Annotated in this window: 20 protein-coding genes; all 20 read right to left on the bottom strand. The window is 71.3% G+C overall.

Features of this window, described 5'->3' with window-relative positions:
* Positions 1 to 139 precede the first annotated feature (139 nt).
* The 20 genes from aspS to BM236_RS14455 all read right to left on the bottom strand — a co-directional run bounded on the left by aspS (position 140) and on the right by BM236_RS14455 (position 20,752).
* Positions 140 to 1,939, bottom strand: a complete 1,800-nt coding sequence (gene aspS, locus BM236_RS14550) for an aspartate--tRNA ligase (protein ID WP_091125153.1) — start codon at positions 1,937 to 1,939, stop codon at positions 140 to 142.
* Positions 1,936 to 3,234 carry a histidine--tRNA ligase gene (gene hisS, locus BM236_RS14545; RefSeq protein WP_091125152.1) on the bottom strand — a complete coding sequence of 433 codons (1,299 nt, stop codon included), beginning with the start codon at positions 3,232 to 3,234 and terminating at the stop codon, positions 1,936 to 1,938. The genes aspS and hisS overlap by 4 nt, the downstream gene beginning before the upstream one ends.
* Positions 3,231 to 3,923 carry an MBL fold metallo-hydrolase gene (locus BM236_RS14540; RefSeq protein ID WP_245750347.1) on the bottom strand — a complete coding sequence of 231 codons (693 nt, stop codon included), beginning with the start codon at positions 3,921 to 3,923 and terminating at the stop codon, positions 3,231 to 3,233. The genes hisS and BM236_RS14540 overlap by 4 nt, the downstream gene beginning before the upstream one ends.
* A gap of 67 nt (positions 3,924 to 3,990) precedes the next feature.
* Positions 3,991 to 5,217: a DUF349 domain-containing protein gene (locus BM236_RS14535; protein ID WP_091125149.1), complete on the bottom strand. Its 1,227-nt coding sequence runs from the start codon at positions 5,215 to 5,217 to the stop codon at positions 3,991 to 3,993.
* Between the two features lie 141 nt (positions 5,218 to 5,358).
* Positions 5,359 to 7,692: a RelA/SpoT family protein gene (locus tag BM236_RS14530; RefSeq protein ID WP_217645353.1), complete on the bottom strand. Its 2,334-nt coding sequence runs from the start codon at positions 7,690 to 7,692 to the stop codon at positions 5,359 to 5,361.
* A 55-nt stretch (positions 7,693 to 7,747) separates the two neighbouring features.
* The gene (locus BM236_RS14525) at positions 7,748 to 8,302 is read right to left on the bottom strand and encodes an adenine phosphoribosyltransferase (protein WP_175507699.1); all 555 of its coding nucleotides are present in this window, start codon (positions 8,300 to 8,302) and stop codon (positions 7,748 to 7,750) included.
* Positions 8,299 to 9,567 (bottom strand): protein translocase subunit SecF, encoded by a 1,269-nt coding sequence (gene secF / locus BM236_RS14520; protein WP_091125148.1) that lies wholly within the window; start codon positions 9,565 to 9,567, stop codon positions 8,299 to 8,301. Before secF ends, BM236_RS14525 begins: the two co-directional genes overlap by 4 nt.
* A complete protein-coding gene (secD, locus tag BM236_RS14515; RefSeq protein WP_091125145.1) occupies positions 9,567 to 11,234 on the bottom strand; it encodes a protein translocase subunit SecD in 1,668 nt (555 codons plus the stop codon). The genes secF and secD overlap by 1 nt, the downstream gene beginning before the upstream one ends.
* Positions 11,235 to 11,239: 5 nt before the next feature.
* Complete coding sequence (gene yajC, locus BM236_RS14510; RefSeq protein WP_091125142.1) at positions 11,240 to 11,542, bottom strand: preprotein translocase subunit YajC; 303 nt, start codon at positions 11,540 to 11,542, stop codon at positions 11,240 to 11,242.
* A gap of 102 nt (positions 11,543 to 11,644) precedes the next feature.
* On the bottom strand, positions 11,645 to 12,736 hold the full coding sequence (gene ruvB, locus BM236_RS14505) for a Holliday junction branch migration DNA helicase RuvB (protein WP_091125140.1): 1,092 nt from the start codon (positions 12,734 to 12,736) through the stop codon (positions 11,645 to 11,647).
* Positions 12,737 to 12,739: 3 nt separating this feature from the next.
* Complete coding sequence (ruvA, locus tag BM236_RS14500) at positions 12,740 to 13,336, bottom strand: Holliday junction branch migration protein RuvA (RefSeq protein ID WP_091125138.1); 597 nt, start codon at positions 13,334 to 13,336, stop codon at positions 12,740 to 12,742.
* On the bottom strand, positions 13,333 to 13,866 hold the full coding sequence (gene ruvC / locus BM236_RS14495; RefSeq protein WP_091125393.1) for a crossover junction endodeoxyribonuclease RuvC: 534 nt from the start codon (positions 13,864 to 13,866) through the stop codon (positions 13,333 to 13,335). Before ruvC ends, ruvA begins: the two co-directional genes overlap by 4 nt.
* A gap of 105 nt (positions 13,867 to 13,971) precedes the next feature.
* The gene (locus BM236_RS14490) at positions 13,972 to 14,751 is read right to left on the bottom strand and encodes a YebC/PmpR family DNA-binding transcriptional regulator (RefSeq protein ID WP_091125135.1); all 780 of its coding nucleotides are present in this window, start codon (positions 14,749 to 14,751) and stop codon (positions 13,972 to 13,974) included.
* A gap of 50 nt (positions 14,752 to 14,801) precedes the next feature.
* Positions 14,802 to 15,371 (bottom strand): pyridoxal 5'-phosphate synthase glutaminase subunit PdxT, encoded by a 570-nt coding sequence (gene pdxT, locus BM236_RS14485; RefSeq protein ID WP_091125134.1) that lies wholly within the window; start codon positions 15,369 to 15,371, stop codon positions 14,802 to 14,804.
* 10 nt (positions 15,372 to 15,381) lie between these two features.
* A complete protein-coding gene (gene pdxS, locus BM236_RS14480; RefSeq protein WP_091125131.1) occupies positions 15,382 to 16,290 on the bottom strand; it encodes a pyridoxal 5'-phosphate synthase lyase subunit PdxS in 909 nt (302 codons plus the stop codon).
* Between the two features lie 34 nt (positions 16,291 to 16,324).
* Entirely contained in the window at positions 16,325 to 16,936 is a 612-nt protein-coding gene (gene pgsA / locus BM236_RS14475; RefSeq protein ID WP_091125129.1) for a phosphatidylinositol phosphate synthase, read from the bottom strand.
* 72 nt (positions 16,937 to 17,008) lie between these two features.
* Positions 17,009 to 17,788, bottom strand: a complete 780-nt coding sequence (locus BM236_RS14470) for an inositol monophosphatase family protein (RefSeq protein ID WP_245750346.1) — start codon at positions 17,786 to 17,788, stop codon at positions 17,009 to 17,011.
* A complete protein-coding gene (locus BM236_RS14465) occupies positions 17,785 to 18,330 on the bottom strand; it encodes an HIT family protein (RefSeq protein ID WP_245750345.1) in 546 nt (181 codons plus the stop codon). The genes BM236_RS14470 and BM236_RS14465 overlap by 4 nt, the downstream gene beginning before the upstream one ends.
* Entirely contained in the window at positions 18,327 to 19,073 is a 747-nt protein-coding gene (locus BM236_RS14460) for a TetR/AcrR family transcriptional regulator (protein WP_091125126.1), read from the bottom strand. The genes BM236_RS14465 and BM236_RS14460 overlap by 4 nt, the downstream gene beginning before the upstream one ends.
* Positions 19,070 to 20,752, bottom strand: a complete 1,683-nt coding sequence (locus BM236_RS14455; protein WP_091125124.1) for an FAD-dependent oxidoreductase — start codon at positions 20,750 to 20,752, stop codon at positions 19,070 to 19,072. The genes BM236_RS14460 and BM236_RS14455 overlap by 4 nt, the downstream gene beginning before the upstream one ends.
* Positions 20,753 to 20,757 lie beyond the last annotated feature (5 nt).

Below are 20,757 nucleotides of genomic sequence, written 5' to 3'. Positions count from 1 at the left end.
GGGCTGTGCTCCCCAGGGCTCGTTGCACTATATGGGACGGTCTACGACGCGAACGTCGCGCGTACGTAACGATCTGGTCTCAACGGGTGGACAGGCGCGTACGGCGGATCGCCCCTGGACAGGGAGCATTCGCGGGCGATCAGCCCTCGGAGGACAGATCTTCCGTCGGGACCGCGTCGACACCGGCTTCGGCCCGTTGCTGGGCAGTGATCGGCGCCGGGGCGGAGGTCAGCGGGTCGAACCCGCCGCCCGACTTCGGGAACGCGATCACCTCACGGATCGATTCGGCCTTCGCGAGGTGCTGGACCACGCGGTCCATGCCCAGGGCGATGCCGCCGTGCGGCGGGGCGCCGAACTTGAACGCATCGAGCAGGAAGCCGAACTTCTCCTGCGCCTGCTCGTCGCTGATGCCCATCACGTTGAAGACGCGCTTCTGGACGTCCTCGCGGTGGATACGGATCGATCCGCCGCCGAGCTCGGACCCGTTGCAGACGATGTCGTAGGCGTAGGCGAGCGCCGAACCCGGGTCGGTGTCGAAGGTGTCGAGGAACTCCGGCTTCGGTCCGGTGAAGGCGTGGTGGACGGCGGTCCACTCCCCCGCGCCGACGGCCACGTCACCGGAGGCGACCGCGTCGCCGGCCGGCTCGAACATCGGGGCGTCGACCACCCACACGAACTCGAACCGGTCGGGGTCGAGCATGCCGAGCCGGCTGCCGATCTCCAGCCGGGCCGCGCCGAGCAGCGCGCGACTGGACTTGGTGGCGCCGGCGGCGAAGAAGATGCAGTCGCCGGGCTGGGCCCCGACGTGCGCGGCCAGGCCGGCCTGCTCGGTCTCGGTCAGGTTCTTGGCGACGGGGCCGCCGAGGGTGCCGTCCTCGCCGACCAGCACGTAGGCCAGGCCGCGCGCGCCGCGCTGCTTGGCCCACTCCTGCCAGGCGTCGAGCTGCTTGCGCGGCTGGCTGCCGCCACCCGGCATGACCACGGCGCCGACGTAACCCTCCGGATACTGCTGGAAGACGCGGAAGGGCGTCTCCTTGAAGTAGTCGGTGCACTCGACCAGCTCGAGGCCGAGGCGCAGGTCGGGCTTGTCGGAGCCGTACTTGCTCATCGCCTCGGCGTAGGTGATGCGCCGGATCGGGGTCGCGACCTCGACGTCGATCGTGGCCCACATCGCCTTGATGACGTCCTCCATCATCTCGATGACGTCGTCCTGGTCGACGAAGCTCATCTCGATGTCGAGCTGGGTGAACTCCGGCTGCCGGTCGGCGCGGAAGTCCTCGTCGCGGTAGCAGCGGGCGATCTGGTAGTAGCGCTCCAGCCCGCCGACCATGAGCAGCTGCTTGAACAGCTGCGGGCTCTGCGGCAGCGCGTACCAGCTGCCGGGGTGCAGGCGCGCCGGCACGACGAAGTCGCGGGCGCCCTCGGGCGTGGACCGGGTCAGCGTCGGGGTCTCGACCTCGACGAAGTCGCGGCGGCCGAGCACCTCGCGGATGGCCTGGTAGACCTTCGACCGGAGCCGGATCGCCGAGGCGGGGCCGGAGCGGCGCAGGTCGAGGTAGCGGTACTTGAGCCGCGCCTCCTCGCCGACCTCGCCCCCGTGCGACGCCGCGTCGTCGATCTGGAAAGGCAGCGGTGCGGCCGTGTTGAGGATCTCCAGCTCGCTGACGACGACCTCGACCTCGCCGGTGGCGATGTTGGGGTTGACGTTGCCCTCGGTGCGGGCGACGACCTCGCCGACGACCTTGATGCAGAACTCGTTGCGCAGGGCGTGCGCCGTCTCCTCCTCGCGGAAGACGATCTGCACGATGCCGCTGGCATCACGCAGGTCGATGAAGGTCACCCCGCCGTGATCACGTCGCCGGGCCACCCACCCTGCGAGGGTGACGGTCTGCCCGACCTGCTCGGCGCGCAGGGCGCCGGCCTCGTGTGTCCGGATCACTGGTTCTGCTCCTTCGTTGCTGCGATGACGTTGGTCAAGTAGGTGGCGAGGTCGTCCCAGGGGACCGGGACCTGGTCGCCGGTGTCCATCGACTTCACCTGGGCGACGCCCGCCTCGAGGTCGCGCTCGCCGACCACGACGACGAGGGGTGCGCCCGAGCGGTCGGCGGCCTTCATGGCGCCCTTGAGCCCGCGTTCGCCGAAGCCCTGGTCGGTGCGCAGGCCCGCGCGGCGCAGCTCGGCCACGAGCAGGGCCGCTCGCTGGCGGGCCGCACCGAGCGGGACGACGTACACGTCGAGGGCGGTGGCCGGACCGGGCGTGAGCCCCTCCGCCTGGCAGGCGAGCAGGATGCGGTCCAGACCCAGCCCGAAGCCGATGCCGGAGAGCTCCTGACCGCCGAGCTCGCTCATCAGGCCGTCGTAGCGACCGCCGCCGCCGATGCCGGACTGCGCTCCGAGGCCGTCGTGGACGAACTCGAACGTGGTCCGGGTGTAGTAGTCGAGGCCGCGCACCATCCGCGGATTGACGGTGTACGTGACCTGCGACGCCGTCCCTCCGGCGTCCAGCAGCGCCCGGACCGCCGCGAAGTGCTCGGCGCAGGCCTCATCGAGGTGGTCGATCATCAGCGGCGCGTCGGTGAGCTGGGCGATGACCTCGGGCCGCTTGTCGTCGAGGACGCGCAGCGGGTTGATCCGGGCGCGCTCCCGGGTGGCGTCGTCGAGGTCGAGGCCCTCGAGGAACGCGACCAGCTTCTCGCGGTAGGCCGGCCGGCAGTCGGCGCAGCCGAGGCTGGTGATCTCGAGCCGGTAGCCGGTCAGGCCGAGCGCGCGGTAGCCGTTGTCGGCGATCGCGATCACCTCGGCGTCGAGCGCGGGATCCTCGGAGCCGATCGCCTCGACGCCGAACTGCTGCAGCTGGCGGTAGCGGCCGTGCTGCGGGCGCTCGGCGCGGAAGAACGGGCCGGCGTACCAGAGCTTCACCGGCAGCTGGCCGCGGTCGAGGCTGTGCTCGATGACCGAGCGCATGACGCCCGCGGTGCCCTCGGGGCGCAGCGTCAGCGACCGGCCGCCGCGGTCGGTGAAGGTGTACATCTCCTTGGAGACGACGTCGGTCGACTCCCCCACGCCGCGGACGTAGAGGGCCGTCTCCTCGAACACCGGCAGCTCGATGTAGCCGTAGCCGGCGAGGGTCGCCTGCCGGGCGAGCGTCTCGCGGATCGCGAGCCAGGAGGAGGAGACGGGCGGGAGGTACTCGGGGACGCCCTTGGGGGCGGCGATCCTGTCGTGGGCGCTCATGAGGTGATCAGGTCCTGGAGGAACGGGTTGGTGGCGCGCTCGCGGCCGATCGAGGTCTGGTCGCCGTGCCCGGGGAGCACGACGGTGTCGTCGGCCAGCGGCAGCACCTTGGTGGTCAGGCTGCGCAGCATGGCGGCATGGTTTCCGCCGGGGAGGTCGGTCCGCCCGATCGAGCCCGCGAAGAGGACGTCGCCGGAGAACATCACCTCGGAGACGTCGTCGCGGCCGTACGGCGTCCGGAAGGTGACCGACCCCTCGGTGTGGCCTGGCGTGTGGTCGACCAGGAAGCGCAGGCCGGCGAGCTCCAGCGCCTGACCGTCGGCCAGCTCCTGGACGTCGTCCGGCTCGGCCCAGCTGTAGCCGCCGCCGAGCACCATCTGGACGGTCTCGGGGCTCATGCCGGCCATCGGGTCTGCGAGCAGGTGCCGGTCGGTCGGGTGGATCCAGGCGGTGGCGTCGTAGGTCCCGGCGACCGGGGCCACGCACCACATGTGGTCCACGTGGCCGTGCGTGACGAGCACCGAGACGGGCTTCAGCCGGTGCTCGCGGACCACGTCGGCGATGCCGGCGGCGGAGTCCTTGCCCGGGTCGATGACCACGCACTCACTGCCCGGCCCGGTCGCGACCACGTAGCAGTTGGTGCCCCACGGACCGGCGGGGAAGCCGGCGATCAGCCCTATGCTCGACACCGGGCAACCCTATCCAGGGCCGAAGACGTCCGTCGCATCGGTGGTCGGAGGGCCGAACGGGTCACGCCTAGCTGAAGTCGGCGCTCGCCCGACGAGCCATGTCCAGGAACTGCTTGCGCGACTCGAGGTTCTCCTCCAGCGACGAGATCCGCTTGGGGTCGCCGGCGGCCCGGGCCTTCTCCAGGTCGCCCTCGACCTGGGCGATCGCGGCCTCGAGCTTGGAGATCATGTCGTCGGCGCGGGCGGACTTCTCCGGGTCCGACCTGCTCCACTGCTCGTCCTCGACGGCCTTGATCGCCTGCTCGACCTTGCGCATGCGGCCCTCGAGGTCGCGGATCCGGTCGCGCGGCACCTTGCCCGCGGCGTCCCACCGGTCGGCGAGGTCGCGGAAGGCGGCCTTGGTGGCGGCGAGATCCTGGACCGGCAGGAGCGCCTCGGCCTCGACCAGGAGCTGCTCCTTGACCTCCGCGTTTGCGCCGAACTCGGCGTCGATCGCCGCGTTCGCGGCGTCACGGGCTCCGAAGAAGGAGTCCTGCGCGCCACGGAACCGCTTCCAGAGCGCGTCGTCGACGTCCTTCGGCGCGGGGCCGGCGGCCTTCCACCGCTGCATGAGGTCGCGGTAGCGCCCCGCGGTCGGGCCCCAGTCGGTCGAGTCGCTGAGCGCCTCGGCCTCCACGACCAGCTTCTCCTTGATCGCGCGAGCACCCTCGCGCTTCTCGTTGAGCTCGGCGAAGTGGGCCTTGCGGCGGCGCGTGTAGGCGGTCCGGGCGGTCGAGAACCGCTTCCACAGCGCCTCGTCGCCGGCGCGGTCGATGCGCGGCAGCACCTTCCACTGCTCGAGCAGGTCGCGCAGCCGGTTGGCGCCGTTGCGCCAGTCGTTGCCCTGGGCGAGGGTCTCGGCCTCGGCGACGATGCGCTCCTTCTCGGCGCGCGCCTCCTCGGCCCGCGCGGCACGCTCGGCCTTGCGGGCCTCGCGCTGCGTCGCGATGACCGGGCTCAGCGCGTCGAGCCGGGCGGCCAGTGAAGCCAGGTCTCCGACCGCGTGGGCGTCGGCGACCTTGCCGCGCACCAGCTTCACCGCCTCGGTGGCCTCCTCCGGGCTCGCCTTCGCGGTGTGCACGCGCCGCTCCAGCTGCTCGACCTCGAAGGCGAGCTGGTCGAAGCGGTCGGTGAAGAGCTTCAGCGCCTCCTCCGGCGAACCGTCGGGGTACTGGCCGACCCACCGCTCCCCCTCCGGCGTCGTCACATAGACGTTGCCCTCGGCGTCGACCCGGCCCCACTCGTTGCTGGTCACTGGTGATCCCTGTCCGATCATCGTCGTCACACTGCCCCGGCGCCGCCGGACGTCACACGACGTCCGCAGCCCGGCAGGCGCCCATCGTAGTCAGACCCTCGGGGAGCGCGGACCCCCGCATGTGCAAAGCCGCGCGCGTCGTCACGACGTCACGCGGTAGGCGTCGAAGACGCCGGGGACCGAGCGCACCGACTTGAGCACCTGGTCGAGGTGCTTCGTGTCGGCCATCTCGAAGGTGAAGCGGCTCTTGGCCACCCGGTCGCGGGTGGTCTGCAGCTGGGCGGACAGGATGTTCACGTGCGAGTCCGAGATCGCCATGGTGATGTCGGAGAGCAGCCGGGAGCGGTCGAGCGCCTCCACCTGGATGTTGACGAGGTAGGTCGAGCCGCTGCCCGAGCCCCACTCGACGTCGAGGAGCCGCTCCGGCTGGCTCTGCAGCGAGGACGCGTTGGTGCAGTCGGCACGGTGGACCGAGACGCCGCCGCCCTTGGTGACGAACCCGATGATCGCGTCGCCGGGGACAGGGGTGCAGCACTTGGCGAGCTTGGTCCAGACGTCCGGCTGGCCCTTGACGAGTACGCCGGCGTCGGTGCCGCCGCGCGCGGTGGTCGGCCGGTTGCGCCGGCCGGTGATGGTGACCGCCTCGGCGAGGTCCTCCTGGGCGCCCTCGTTGCCGCCGTGCTCGGTGATGACACGCCGGACGACGGCCTGCGCTGAGAGGTTGCCCTCGCCGACGGCGGCGTAGAGGGCGTCCACGTCGGCGATGTTGAAGTGCCGTGCGGCGAGGGTCAGCGACTCGTGCGACATCAGCCGCTTGAGCGGCAGGCCCTCCTTGCGCATGAGCTTGGCGATCTGCTCCTGGCCCTTCTCGATCGCCTCCTCGCGGCGCTCCTTGGTGAACCAGGCCCGGATCTTCGACCGCGCCCGGTTGGACTTCACGAAGCCGAGCCAGTCCTGCGACGGTCCGGCGGTGGGCGACTTGGAGGTGAAGACCTCGATGACGTCGCCGTTGTCCAGCGTCGACTCCAGCGGGACGAGGCGGCCGTTGACCCGCGCGCCGATCGTGTGGTGGCCGACCTCGGTGTGCACGGCGTACGCGAAGTCGACGGGGGTGGCACCGGACGGGAGCGCGATGACGTCGCCGCGCGGGGTGAAGACGTAGACCTCGGTCCGGTTCATCTCGAAGCGCAGCGACTCCAGGAACTCGCCCGGGTCCTCGACCTCGGACTGCCAGTCCATCAGCTGGCGCACCCAGCCCATGTCGTCCAGGTCGCCCTGCTGGTCGGTGTCGACCCCGGCCCGGCCGTCCTCCTTGTACTTCCAGTGCGCCGCGACGCCGTACTCCGCGCGCCGGTGCATGGGAAAGGTGCGGATCTGCATCTCGACGGGCTTGCCCTGCGGGCCGATCACCGTCGTGTGCAGGGACTGGTACATGTTGAACTTGGGCAGCGAGATGTAGTCCTTGAACCGGCCGAGCACCGGGTTCCAGCGCGAGTGCAGGACGCCCAGGACCGAGTAGCAGTCGCGGTCCTCCTGGACGAGGATGCGGATGCCGACGAGGTCGTAGATGTCGGAGAAGTCCTTACCGCCGACGATCATCTTCTGGTAGATCGAGTAGTAGTGCTTCGGGCGGCCGGTGACCGTCGCCTTGATCTTCGCCTCGCGCAGGTCGTTCTCGACCTGGCTGATCACCTGGGCCAGGAACTGGTCGCGCGAGGGCGCCCGCTCGGCGACGAGCCGCACGATCTCGTCGTAGATCTTGGGGTGCAGCGTCGCGAAGGCGAGGTCCTCGAGCTCCCACTTGATCGTGTTCATGCCCAGTCGGTGGGCCAGCGGGGCGTAGATGTCGAGGGTCTCGCGGGCGCTGCGCTCCTGCGACTTCACCGGCACGTAGCGCAGCGTGCGCATGTTGTGCAGCCGGTCGGCGAGCTTGATGACGAGGACCCGGATGTCCTTCGACATCGCCACGATCATCTTCCGGATCGTCTCGGACTGCGCCGAGTCGCCGTACTGCACCTTGTCGAGCTTGGTGACCCCGTCGACGAGCCGGGCGACCTCGGCGCCGAACTCCTTGGTCAGGAGCTCGAGCGTGTAGGGCGTGTCCTCGACGGTGTCGTGCAGCAGCGCCGCGACAAGGGTCGGCTCGGTCATGCCGAGCTCGGCGAGGATGGTGGTCACCGCGAGCGGGTGGGTGATGTAGGGGTCGCCGCTCTTGCGGAGCTGGCCCTCGTGCCAGCCCTCGGCGCGGGCGTAGGCGCGCTCGAGCAGGGCCAGGTCGGCCTTCGGGTGGTTCGCGCGCACGGCGCGGAAGAGCGGCTCGAGGACGGGGTTGACCGTCCCGCTCTTGTTGCCCATCCGGGCGAGCCTGGCGCGCATGCTGCGTCCCGACGGCGGGGTCGAGGTGGGTTGCTGACCGCCCTCGCGCCCCTGGTTGGCATTCGCTCGGGGCGCCGCCACCGCCGGCTTGTCGGTCATTGGCACAGTCTAGTGGCCGGCCAGTGGCCGGCCGTCGGTGCCGGCTGCGTGCGCCTCAGACCGTCATCAGCGCGGTGAGCGGCAGGGCGCCGACGGCGGCCCGGCCCGGCAGCGCCGAGAGCTCCATGAGTACGGCGACGCCTGCGACGGTGCCGCCGCACGCCTCGACGAGCTGACGGGTGGCGTCGATCGTGCCGCCGGTCGCGAGCACGTCGTCGACGAGCAGGACCCGCTCCCCCGGCGCCACCGCATCGGTGTGGATCTCGAGGGTCGCCTCGCCGTACTCCAGCGCATAGGACACTGCGTGCGTCTCGCGGGGCAGCTTGCCGGCCTTGCGGACCGGCACGAACCCGGCACCGAGCGCCAGGGCGACCGGTGCCGCCAGGATGAAGCCGCGCGCCTCCATGCCGAGGACCTTGTCGACCACCGTCGCGCCCGACCCGTCCCGGCCGGCGTCGGCCAGCGCCTGCACCGTCGCGGTGAACGTGTCGTGGTCGGCGAGCAGCGGCGTGATGTCCTTGAAGAGGATCCCCGGGGAGGGGTAGTCGGGGACGTCCCAGATCAGCGACTCGAGAGCGGTGAGCAGGGGACGTCCCTCGACGTCGGTCACGGCTTCTTGCCCCGCTGGGAACGCGGCTGCCGGGTGGGCTGCTGACGACCCGAGGCGCCGCTCTCGCGGACCGGCCCGCGGGCCGGCGGAGCGACGCGCCCCTGGCCGAGCCGGGTGGCGGTGGTGTCGCTCGCCCGCCGGCGCTCGGCGTGCTCGACCTCGAGCTCGACCTGGTCGTCGTCGAGGTCGTCGAGGTCCAGCTCGCGCGGGGTCTCCACGACGGGCATGTCCTCGCGGAACGTCGGCACCGACGCGTAGCGGTCGGCCTCGGCGCGGGCCCTCGCCTTCTCCCGCTTCTCGGCCATCTTGACGTCGGACTCGTTGGACTTGAGGTGGACCAGGATGCGCGGGGCCACCCACACCGACGAGAAGACACCCGCCGCCATGCCGACGAACTGCGACAGCGCGAGGTCCTTCAGCGAGCTGGCACCCAGCTGGACGGCGCTGACGTAGAGGATCGCGCCGATCGGGATCAGCGCCACGATGCCGGTGTTGATCGACCGGGCGAGCGTCTGGTTGACGGCCAGGTTCGCCGCGGCGGCGTACGTCGTCCGCGACTCGCGCAGGTTGTGGGTGTTCTCCCGGACCTTGTCGAAGACCACCACGGTGTCGTAGAGCGAGAAGCCGAGGATCGCCAGCAGACCGGTCACCGCGGACGGCGTGACCGAGAAGCCGGAGAGCGAGTAGACACCCATCGTGATCACGATGTCGTGGAAGAGCGCGGCGAACGCCGCCACCGACATCTTCCACTCGCGGAAGTAGAGCCCGATGAAGAACATCACGAGGACGAGGAAGACGCAGACGCCGACGATGGCGCGCTGGGCGACCTGCCGGCCCCAGCTGGCGCCGATGTCGGAGGGCGAGATCTGCTTGGCCGGGTCGGCGACGTCCACGACGGACGTGATGACGTCGACGAGGCGCTGGTCGTTGGCCTGCGTCAGGTCCTCGGTCTGGATCGACATGCCGCTGTCGCCCGAGGTGTTCACGGTGGGCTCCTCGGCGCCGGGGATCCCGGCGTCGACGATCGCCTGGCGCAGGTCGTCGGCGGTCGACTGGGTGGCCTGCGAGGACGTGAGGCCGCTGACACGGACCTCGGTGCCGCCGGTGAACTCCACGCCGAAGTTGAAGCCGTTGAAGATCACGACGAGGAGCGCCGCGAGGACGATGCCACCGGAGATGGAGTACCAGAGCGGGCGCTTGTGGACGAAGTCGATCGACCGGCGGCCGTTGTAGAGCTCGTTGCCGAGCCTGGAGAACTTGCCCATCAGGCCTTACCTCCCACGGCGACGGGCATGTCCGTGCCGAGCGTTTCGGGGCTGAGCCCGGAGAGCTTGCCGCCGCCGTTGAAGAAGCGGAAGCGCGCGAACCAGGACACGAGCGGCTTGGTGAACCAGAAGAGGACCGCGAGGTCGATGAGCGTGGAGAGGCCGAGCGCGAAGCCGAAGCCCTTCACGACGCCGGTGGCGAAGATGTAGAGGATCGCGGCCGAGAGCAGCGAGACGAAGCTCGCCGCGATCCGGGTGCGCTTCGCGCGCACCCAGCCGGTCTCGACGGCCACCCGCATCGACTTGCCCTCACGCATCTCGTCACGGATGCGCTCGAAGAAGATGATGAAGGAGTCGGCCGTGATGCCGACCGCGATGATCAGGCCCGCGATGCCGGGCAGCGTGAGCGTGAAGCCCGCCGTCTTGCTCAGCAGTAGCACCAGCGCATAGGTCCACGCCGCCGCGAAGCTCAGCGACGAGAGCACGACGATGCCGAGGCCTCGGTAGTAGAGCAGGCAGTAGATCATCACGAGGATGAGGCCGAACGCGCCTGCCCACAGACCGGCGCTGAGCTGGTCACCGGCCAGGGTCGGGCCGACGACCTCGCTCGAGGTGTCCTTCTTGAACTTCACCGGCAGCGAGCCGAACTTGAGGCTCGTCGAGAGGCTCTTGGCCTGCTCCTGGGTGAAGTTGCCGGTGATCTGGGCGCCGGTGGCGATCCGGCTCGACGCCGTCGCCGCGGAGATGACCTGGCCGTCCATGACGATCGCGAAGAGCTGGCCGGTCCCGGCGATGGTGCCGGTGGCGTCGGCGAAGATGCTGCGGCCGTGCCCGTTGAAGTCGAGCATGACGGCGTACTGCACGTCGTTCTGCGGGATGCCGTAGCTCGCGTCGGTGATGTCGCGGCCTTCGATGATGGCCGGCGACATGAGGTACTTCTCGCCCTCGGGGCTGCAGCTGACCAGTGGCTGCGCGGGGTCGTCATCGATCGGCGCAGCGTTGGTGGGGCAGGTGTAGTCGTTGAACTTCTGCGCCCAGTCGGCCGGCGGGTTGTTCATGAAGTCCACGGCGGCGTCGAACGACGAGCTCTTCGTGTCCGGCTTCGCCGTGCCGGTGGCGGTCGGCGACGTGCTCGGCGTGGTGCCGTCCGTTGCGGTGTCGGTCGGCGTGCCGGCGCCGGTCGGCGTGGCGGTGGGCGACGGCGTGGTGTCGGCCTTGCCGAAGCCGACGGGTGCGCGCGGGGCGACACCCGGTGCGGTCGGCGCGGTCGGCGTGGTCGTGCTGGCCGCGGCGGCGCCACAGGCGGCGGACTCGGTGCAGGCGACGAGGCGGAACCGCAGCTGCGCGGTGCGCTGCACGGTCTCGACCAGGTCCGCGCGGTTCTTGCCCGGGATCTCGACGACGATCAGGTTGTTGCCCTGCGTGGTGACCTCGGCCTCGGTGACACCGGAGCCGTTGACGCGCTGGTCGATGATGCTCTTCGCCTCGTTGAGGGCGTCCCGCGACGGGCTGCCCTCGGCCACGAGGGTGATCCGGGTGCCGCCCTGGAGGTCCAGGCCGAGCTCGGGCTTCCAGCTCGCGCCCACGGCCACCAGGCCGTAGGCGATCGCCAAGGCCAGGAAGAACACCCCGAGGGTGCGCCCCGGCTTGCGCGTCTTGCGTGCCATGGTTCTCAGTTCTCCTCGGAGTCGACGGGCTCGTCGGCCGCCGGCTCGATGTTCGTCATGACCTGGGCGACTGCACCCCGGGCGATCTTGATCGTCACGCCCGGAGCGATCTCGACCAGGACGTGGTCATCCGCCGTGGCGCTGACGGTCCCGTAGATGCCCGAGGTGAGCATCACCTCGCTCCCAGCACTCAACGACGACTGCAGGGCCCGGAGTTCCCGCTGCCGGCGCTGCTGAGGTCGCAGGATCAGCAGCCAGAAGACGGCCAGGATGAGAACGAACGGCAGGACGGCGCCGAGTGAGGACACAGGTGATTCTCTCCAGCTGAGGACAGGATGGGCCGACGCGGGGTCGGCCGACGCGCAAGTCTAGCCACGGGCGTGGTCCACGCCACGAATCGGCACAGATCGTTACGCGTCGCCGTCGAAGAGGCTCTCCTGGCCCGGCGCGACCGGTGGCGCGGCGAGTCCCAGGTGGGCCCAGGCCGCCGGGGTGGCGACCCGCCCGCGCGGCGTACGCGCCAGGAAGCCGTTGCGGACCAGGAACGGCTCGGCGACCTCCTCGACCGTCTCCCGCTCCTCGCCGACGGCGACCGCGAGCGTGGAGAGGCCGACCGGGCCGCCGCCGAAGCGGCGGCAGAGCGCGCCGATGACGGAGCGGTCGAGCCGGTCGAGCCCGAGCTCGTCGACCTCGTAGAGCTCGAGCGCCCGGCGCGCGACGTCGATCGTGACCACGCCGTCGGCGCGCACCTGGGCGAAGTCGCGCACCCGTCGCAGCAGCCGGTTGGCGATGCGCGGCGTGCCGCGGGAGCGCAGGGCGATCTCGGCCGAGCCGTCGTCGGTCAGCTCGACGCCCAGCAGGCCGGCCGAGCGGTGCACGATCAGGTCGAGCTCGTCGGCCTCGTAGAACTCCAGGTGACCGGTGAAGCCGAACCGGTCGCGCAGCGGGCCGGGCAGCAGGCCGGCGCGCGTGGTCGCGCCGACCAGCGTGAACGGTGGGATCTCGAGCGGGATCGCCGTCGCGCCCGGGCCCTTGCCGATCACGACGTCGACCCGGAAGTCCTCCATCGCCATGTAGAGCATCTCCTCGGCCGGCCGCGACATCCGGTGGATCTCGTCGACGAAGAGGACGTCGCCCTCGTTCATCCCCGAGAGGATGCTGGCCAGGTCGCCGGCATGGGTGATGGCCGGGCCGGAGGTGAGCCGCAGGGGCGCGCCCATCTCCGCGGCGATGATCATCGCCAGCGTGGTCTTGCCCAGGCCCGGGGGCCCGCTGAGCAGCACGTGGTCGGGGGTCCTCCCCCGCTGCCGGGCCGCCTCCAGGACGAGGCCGAGCTGCTCGCGCACCCGGGTCTGGCCGACCACCTCGTCGAGCGTGCGCGGTCGCAGCGCCGCCTCGACGGCGCGCTCGTCCTCCCCCGCGCCCGCCAGGGTCTCGGCGGCGGTGAGCCGCTGCAGGTAGGCCGACTCCTGCTCGGCCAGCTCCTCCTCGTGGAACGCCATGCCTTAAGCCTTGCTCAGACCCTGGAGCGCGGCACGCAGCAACGCGCTGACGTTCGGGGTCCCGTCGGGGTCGGGTACGCCGGCCACGGCACGCTCGGCGTCCTTGGCGTTGTAGCCCAGACCCTGCAGCGCCTCCTGGACCTGGTCGCGCCACGAGGCCGACATGACCGGTGCGCCGGTGGCGCGGGCCGTGCCGACGGGCGCGCCGAGGCGGTCCTTCAGCTCGAGGATCATCCGCTGGGCGCCCTTGAGCCCGACGCCGGGCACCCTGGTGAGCGTCTTGGCGTCGTCGTTGGCGACGGCCGCCCGCAGCGTGTCGGGCTCGAGGACCGCGACGATGGCCTGGGCCAGCTTGGGCCCCACGCCCTGCACCGTCTGCACGATCTCGAAGATCGACTTCTCCTCCTCGCTCGCGAACCCGAACAGGGTGAGCGAGTCCTCGCGGACGATCAGCGCAGTGGGGAGCGTCGCCTCCATGCCCGTGCGCAGCGCCGCGAGGGTCGAGGGGGTGCAGAACAGCTCGAGGCCGACCCCGCCGACCTCGACGACGGCGCTCGACAGGGTCAGCGCGGCGACCGTGCCGCGGACGTGGGCGATCATCGGTTCCTCCCGGCCGCGGCCAGCGCGGCGGCTTGTGCTGCCTCGATCCTGGCCTGGGCACCGCCCCGCCAGATGTGCGTGATGGCCAGCGCCAGTGCGTCGGCGGCGTCGGCGGGCTTCGGCATCGCGTCGAGCCGCAGGATCCGGGTGACCATCGCCCCGACCTGCGCCTTGTCGGCACGGCCGTTGCCCGACACCGCCGCCTTCACCTCCGACGGGGTGTGCAGCGCGACGGGGATGCCGCGCCGGGCGGCACAGACCATCGCCAGTCCGCTGGCCTGCGCGGTCCCCATGATCGTGCTGACATCGGAGCGCGCGAAGATCCGCTCGACGGCGACCGCGTCCGGACGGTGCTCATCGATCCAGGCGTCGATGCCCTTCTCGATCGTCACCAACCGGTCAGGGACGGCCAGCGTGCTCGTCGTACGGATGACGCCGACGTCCTTGAGGGTCAGCGGCCGGCCGACCTCACCCTCGACCACGCCCATGCCGCAGCGGGTCAGGCCGGGATCGATCCCGAGGACGCGCATCAGGCCGGCTCCTGCGTCGAACACATGTTCGCAGGCTACCCCGCGGTTCCCCGGATCGGGCCGGAGCGACACGCCTCTGCCGGTTCATCGAGGACGCGGACCGGCTCAGGCGTCGATCTCCTCGAGCACGTCGTCGGAGATGTCGGCGTTGCTGAAGACGTTCTGCACGTCGTCGAGGTCGTCGATCGCGTCGACGAGCTTCATCACCTTGGCCGCGGCCGTGGCGTCGGCGACCGGGATGTCCATCGAGGCGACGAACTCGACCTCGGCGGAGTCGTAGTCGATGCCGGCGTCCTGGAGCGCGGTGCGGACCGCGACGACGTCGGTCGGCTCGGACTGGACCTGGAAGGAGTCGCCCAGGTCGGTGACGTCCTCGGCGCCGGCGTCGAGGGTGGCCTCGAGGACGGCGTCCTCGTCGACCTCGGTGCTGCCGTCGGGCCGTTCCTGGGACTTCGGCACCACGACGACGCCCTTGCGGTTGAACAGCCGCGAGACCGAGCCCGGGTCGGCCATCGTGCCGCCGTTGCGGGTCACGGCGGTGCGGACCTCCATGGCGGCGCGGTTCTTGTTGTCGGTGAGGCACTCCACGAGGAGCGCGACGCCCTGCGGCCCGTAGACCTCGTACATGATCGTGTCGTAGGCGACGCCGCCGCCGTCGAGACCACCGCCGCGCTTGACCGCGCGGTCGATGTTGTCGTTGGGGACCGACTGCTTCTTCGCCTTCTGGATGGCGTCGTAGAGCGTCGGGTTGCCAGCAGGGTCAGGCCCACCCATCTTCGCCGCGATCTCGATGCCCTTGATCAGCTTGGCGAACAGCTTGCCGCGCTTGGCGTCGATCGCAGCCTTCTTGTGCTTGGTGGTCGCCCATTTGGAGTGGCCAGACATGCATACCCTCTTCTACGTCGGTCGAACTCGTCGATCCTAGCGTCGTCGGCTCAGCCGATCAGGTCCAGGAACAGTCGGTGCAGTCGGCCGTCCCCGCCGACCTCGGGATGGAAGCTCGTCGCGAGCAGGTGGCCCTGGCGTACGGCGACCGGGTGGCCCGCCGCGCTTGCGAGCACGTCGACGCCCCGGCCGGTCTCCTCCACCCACGGCGCGCGGATGAAGACGGCGTGCACGGTGTCGTCGAGGCCGTCCACGGCGAGGTCCTCCTCGAAGGAGTCGACCTGGCGGCCGAACGCGTTGCGCCGCACGGTGATGTCCAGGCCGCCGATCGTCTCCTGCCCCACGGCGCCGTCGACGACGCGCTCGGCGAGCAGGATCATCCCCGCGCAGGTCCCGAAGGCCGGCATGCCGTCCTTGACCCGCGCCCGCAGCGGCTCGAGCAGGTCGAAGAGCCGCGCGAGCTTGACCATCGTCGTCGACTCACCGCCGGGCAGCACGAGGCCGTCGACAGCGTCGAGCTCCTCCGGCCGGCGTACGGCGACCGCCTCCGCGCCGAGAGCGGTCAACGCGGCCAGGTGCTCGCGCACGTCGCCTTGGAGGGCGAGGACTCCGATCCGCACGCGGGTCGTCTCACCAACCGCGCTCGGCGAGCCGGTGCGGCTGGGGGATCTCGTCGACGTTGATGCCGACCATCGCCTCGCCGAGGCCGCGCGACACCTTCGCCACGACGTCGGGGTCGTCGAAGAACGTGGTCGCCTTGACGATCGCCTCAGCGCGCTGGGCCGGGTTGCCGGACTTGAAGATGCCGGAGCCGACGAAGACGCCCTCGGCACCGAGCTGCATCATCATCGCGGCGTCGGCGGGGGTGGCGATGCCGCCGGCGGTGAAGAGCACGACGGGCAGCTTGCCGTTGGCGGCCACCTCGCGGACCAGCTCGTACGGCGCCTGCAGCTCCTTCGCGGCGACGTACAGCTCGTCCTCCGACAGGGAGCCGAGCCGGCGGATCTCGCGACGGATCGTGCGCATGTGGGTCACCGCGTTGGACACGTCGCCCGTGCCGGCCTCGCCCTTGGAGCGGATCATCGCCGCGCCCTCGGTGATGCGGCGCAGGGCCTCACCGAGGTTCGTGGCACCGCAGACGAAGGGGACGGTGAACGCCCACTTGTCGATGTGGTTGGCGTAGTCGGCCGGGGTCAGCACCTCGGACTCGTCGATGTAGTCGACGCCCAGCGCCTGCAGGACCTGCGCCTCGGCGAAGTGGCCGATCCGGGCCTTCGCCATGACCGGGATCGAGACCGCCTCGATGATCCCGTCGATCATGTCCGGATCGCTCATCCGGGAGACGCCGCCCTGGGCGCGGATGTCGGCGGGCACGCGCTCCAGCGCCATCACGGCCACGGCGCCCGCGTCCTCGGCGATCTTGGCCTGGTCGGCCGTGACGACGTCCATGATCACGCCGCCCTTGAGCATCTCGGCCATGCCGCGCTTCACGCGGGTGGTGCCGGTCGAGGGGGCTGCTGCGGTGTCCTGAAGCTCCATAGGGCGGATGCTAGTTCCCTTTGCCGCCAGGTCCCTACTCGGCCGCCAGGGCCTGCTGCCGCACCGTCCAGATGCGCTGGCCGACCGTGACCGTGCTCGCCGCGGCGAGCGCCCAGAGCGTGACGAACATGAGCTCCGGGACGTCGAAGATGGCACCCAGACCGGTCATCACGAGGATGGCGACGAGTCGGTCCGAGCGCTCGGCGATGCCCACCTGCGCGGTGTAGCCGAGGCCCTCGGCACGGGCACGGGCGTAGGACGTCACCGACCCCATCACGAGGCAGATCAGCGACAGCCAGAGGTAGAGCCGGCTGTCGCCGGGGCCGGCGAAGTAGAGCGCCAGGCCGCCGAAGATCGCGCCGTCGCCGATCCGGTCCAGCGTCGAGTCAAGGAAGGCGCCGAAGGAGGAGCTGCGGCCCGTCTTGCGCGCCATCGCACCGTCGACGAGGTCGCTGAAGACGAAGCAGGTGATGAAGATGACGCCGGCCAGGAGGTGTCCGCGCGGGAAGAACGCCAGGGCGCCGACGGAGACGCCGACGGTGCCGACGAGGGTCACCGCGTCGGGGCTGACCCCGAGCCGGATGAAGAGGTTGACGATCGGCGCGAGGATGACGCCCTGCCAGAACGCCTTGAATCTGTCCAACATGGTGGCGTCAGGCTATCGGTCGGGGGTCGGGTGGTCTCCCGACGGTCGCTGCGCGACCTCCTCGGCCAGTGCTCAGTCGGCAGCCAGGGCGGCGCAGACCGCGTCGACGGCGCTCGGCACACCGGTCACCGACCACTCCACGCCCGCAGCCGACGTACGCCGGTGGGAGCCGCCGACCCCGAGCACGAGCGCGGCGCCGGGCAGCCGGTCCCACGGCGGCACCGAGTGCTGGCAGGAGACCTCCAGCTGCCCCTGGGCGATGGCGGTGAGGTCCATCGAGCCGGACCCGAGCATCCGCAGCGTCGCCACCCGCGACGCCACCCGCCCGAACGCGTCGCCGACGGCGTCGCCGTAGAACGGCGGGTGCAGGTAGGTCGTGAGGCACGACTCCCCCAGCGGCCGGTCCTCGAGCCGGGCCAGCGGCTCGCCGTTGCGGGTCGTCGGCAGACCCGGGCCGCCGACGAGGAGGACGTCGTCGTGGGGGTGGTAGACGGCGCCGAGCAGCAAGGCGTCGCCGTCGGTCAGGGCGATCGCCGAGCACCACCAGGTCAGCCCGTGCGCGAAGTTGTAGGTGCCGTCGACCGGGTCGATCACCCAGGTCCGGCCGCTGGCGCCGTCCCGGGACGACCCCTCCTCGCCGAGCACCGCGTCGTCGGGCCGCTCCCGGACCAGCCGCTCGAGGACGAGCGCCTCCGCGGCGAGGTCGGCCTCGGTCACGACGTCGGAGATCGACGACTTCGTCCGGGTCTCGACGCCGTCGGCCCGCATCCGCAGCGCCAGCCGGCCCGCCTCGCGGACGAGGTCCGCGGCCAGCCGCGCATCGTCGGCCAGCGCCTCGGGTGCGGTCGTCACGACGGCCACTTCTTGGCGAGCAGCTCGCGGGTGTCGCCGAGCAGCTCGGGGAGGGTCTTGGTCCGGCCGATGATCGGCATGAAGTTCTGGTCGCCGACCCAGCGCGGGACGACGTGCTGGTGCAGGTGGGCGGCGATCCCGGCGCCGCCGGCCGCGCCCTGGTTCATCCCGATGTTGAAGCCGGGCGCACCGGAGACCGCCCGGATCACCCGGACCGCCGTCTTCGTGAGGGCCGCCATCTCGGCCGCCTCCTCGTCGGTGGTCTCGACGTACTCCGCGACGTGCCGGAACGGGCACACCATGAGGTGGCCCGACGCGTAGGGGTAGAGGTTGAGCACGACGTAGGCGAGCTCGCCGCGGTGGACGACGAGTCCGTCGGCGTCGTCGAGCCGCGGGATCCGGCAGAAGGGGCACTCGTCCTCGGAGCCGTCGGCCGGCTTGCTCTCACCGCGGAGGTAGGCCATCCGGTAGGGCGTCCAGAGCCGCTGGAGCGCGTCCGGCTCACCGATGCCGTCCTGCCGCAGCGGCGGTACGTCGCTCACCGGCCGCCACCCTCGACAAGCCCGGCCAGGACCTCGCCGGCGATGTCCTGCACCGGGCGGTCCGGGTCGATCCGCACCCCGAAGCGCCGAGCGTGGCCGTCGACCGCGAACCACAGGGTCTGGCTGACCAGGGTGATGACGGCGTCAGGGGTCAACGTGGGGTCGGGGTGGACCAGCCAGCGGCGCACCGAGGAGAAGGCTGCGCCGACCATGCCGTAGGCCAGCGGGTCGATCGAGGCGCGCCCCTCCTCGCTGAGCGTCCCGCCGAGGGCCACGACACCGAGCTGGACGATGCCGGCGATCTGTCCGGCCACCCGCTCCAGGCCCTGCTCGAGCGGGCCGCCGCTGTGGTCGGTGCGACCGCCGGAGGTCACGTCGTGGTCGGCCAGCCGGTGCAGCGCCGGGTGCGCGACGGCCCAGCGCACGTAGGTGCCGACGCCGCGCTCGATGATCTGGGGCACGGTGCCGTCGAGGGTGATCTCAGGCAGCAGCTGCGCCCAGAAGGCGTCCAGGATGGTGGCCTGCACCGCGCGGTCCAGGTCGGCCCGGTCCTCGAAGTGCCGGTAGACGACGGTGCGGCTCAGACCAGCGCGCTCGGCGATCTGCTGGACGCGCACCTCGGCGTCCGGCCCGCTCTCCTCGACGACGGCGATCGCCGCGTCGATGATCTGCCGCCGGCGCTCCTCCTTGTGCTGGTCCCAGCGGGCCTGCCGCCCATCCCGGGCAGCCGGCGTCGTGGTCACGGGCGCGCCTTGAGCGACCTTGCTCGACGGACCACCCGCGTGGGCGAGTAGACCGGTCGTCCCACCTGCTCGTGCGCGATCCGCAGCATCTCGTCGACGTCCACGATCTTCAGCCTAGGCCGTCCGTGCTCGGCACCGCGACGCCGCTCCTCCCGGTCGATGGCCTGCCAGCCCGCGAGGTCGACGACCGCGGGCTGCCGCCGGCGGACCAGCGCCGCGACCGTGGTCGCGTCGCCGGCCGGCTCGGGGCACACCCCGGCGTCGAGGTCGTCGAGCAGCCGGCCGACAGTCTCCTGGGAGTCGGTCTTGTTGGTGCCGATGAAGCCGTTCGGGCCGCGCTTGACCCAGCCGGAGACGTAGACGCCCGGCTGCACCCGGCCCTCGTCGTTGGGGACGACACCGAGGCGGGCGTCGTACGGCAGGTCGGCGACGGGCAGCCCGTGGTAGCCCACGGCACGCAGCACGAGGCCGGCCTCGACGACCTCGGTCTCCCCCGTCGGCACCGCCCGCGCGGTGCCGGACGCGTCGACCTCCAGCCGGTTGCGCGCGATCTCCGCCCCGGTGACGCGGTCCTCGCCGACCAGGCGCAGCGGGGAGGCGAGGAAGCGCAGCACGATCGTGCGCCGGGCCGCGTCGACCTCGCGTGCGGCCAGCTCGCGCAGCAGCCGCGACTTCGTGTCGTCGCCGTCGATCGGCAGGCCACCGCTGTCGACGACCACGTTGATGCCGTGGTGTCCCGCGAGCCCGACGAGCTCCGGCACGGTGAAGGCGGCCTGCGCCGGGCCGCGGCGGCCGAGCACCACGACCTCCCGGATGCTGCTGCGCCGCAGCTGCTCGAGCGGGAGGGTCGCGATGTCGGTGCCGGCGAGGAGCTCCGGGTCCTCGGCGAGGATGCGGGCGACGTCGAGGGCGACGTTGCCGTTGCCCACGACGACCGCGCGCGTGGTGCCGAGCGGCACGGCGAGGTCCTGCTTGTCGGGGTGGCCGTTGTACCAGGCCACGAGGTCGGTGGCCGACAGCGACCCGGGCAGCTGGTCGCCGGGCACCCCGAGCGGCTTGTCGGCCGCGGCGCCGACCGTGTAGATGACCGCGGAGTAATGAGCCGCCAGCTCGGCGTGGGAGATGTCCTTGCCGACGTCCACGCCGAGGAAGTAGCGGAAGCCGGGCTGCCGCTCGATCTCCTGGAAGAGGCCGTGCACCTCCTTGGTGTGCGGGTGGTCCGGCGCCACCCCGAAGCGCACCAGGCCGTACGGCGTCGGCAGCCGGTCGTAGACGTCGACCGTGATCTCGGGGTGGGTGAGCAGCTCGTCCGCGGCGTACATGCCCGCCGGGCCGGCGCCCACGATCGCCACCCGGAACGGTCCCCCACGCGTCAGTCGGCGCTGCTCGGGGATGAGCGCGAGCGGGGCGCGGTCGGCGTGCGGGAACGTCGCGAAGTACTCGGCGTTGAGGTCCAGGAACGGCTGCTGGGCCGGGGTCAGCGTGGTGTGCGGGACGATCGCGTCGGCCGGGCACGCGGTCGTACAGGCACCGCAGTCGACGCAGGTGGCGGCGTCGACGTACAGCATCTCGGCCTCGGCGAAGCCCGGCTCGCCCGGCGCGGGGTGGATGCAGTTGACCGGGCAGGCGACGACGCAGGAGCCGTCGGAGCAGCAGGACTGGATGATGACGTGCGGCAAGGACG

Origin of the sequence: Nocardioides terrae (assembly GCF_900112345.1) — a bacterium.
Classification (GTDB): Bacteria; Actinomycetota; Actinomycetes; order Propionibacteriales; family Nocardioidaceae; genus Nocardioides; species Nocardioides terrae.
The sequence above is the reverse complement of the archived record's forward strand: the minus strand, read 5'-3'. Positions and strand labels throughout refer to the sequence as shown.

Bases quoted from the DNA above. Each gene is read 5' to 3' on its own strand.
- hisS (WP_091125152.1), bottom strand. From the start codon at position 3,234: ATGAGCGCCCACGACAGGATCGCCGCCCCCAAGGGCGTCCCCGAGTAC.
- BM236_RS14530 (WP_217645353.1), bottom strand. From the start codon at position 7,692: ATGACCGACAAGCCGGCGGTGGCGGCGCCCCGAGCGAATGCCAACCAG.
- secF (WP_091125148.1), bottom strand. From the start codon at position 9,567: ATGGGCAAGTTCTCCAGGCTCGGCAACGAGCTCTACAACGGCCGCCGG.
- secD (WP_091125145.1), bottom strand. From the start codon at position 11,234: ATGGCACGCAAGACGCGCAAGCCGGGGCGCACCCTCGGGGTGTTCTTC.
- ruvB (WP_091125140.1), bottom strand. From the start codon at position 12,736: ATGGCGTTCCACGAGGAGGAGCTGGCCGAGCAGGAGTCGGCCTACCTG.
- ruvA (WP_091125138.1), bottom strand. From the start codon at position 13,336: ATGATCGCCCACGTCCGCGGCACGGTCGCCGCGCTGACCCTGTCGAGC.
- ruvC (WP_091125393.1), bottom strand. From the start codon at position 13,866: ATGCGCGTCCTCGGGATCGATCCCGGCCTGACCCGCTGCGGCATGGGC.
- BM236_RS14490 (WP_091125135.1), bottom strand. From the start codon at position 14,751: ATGTCTGGCCACTCCAAATGGGCGACCACCAAGCACAAGAAGGCTGCG.
- pdxS (WP_091125131.1), bottom strand. From the start codon at position 16,290: ATGGAGCTTCAGGACACCGCAGCAGCCCCCTCGACCGGCACCACCCGC.
- pgsA (WP_091125129.1), bottom strand. From the start codon at position 16,936: ATGTTGGACAGATTCAAGGCGTTCTGGCAGGGCGTCATCCTCGCGCCG.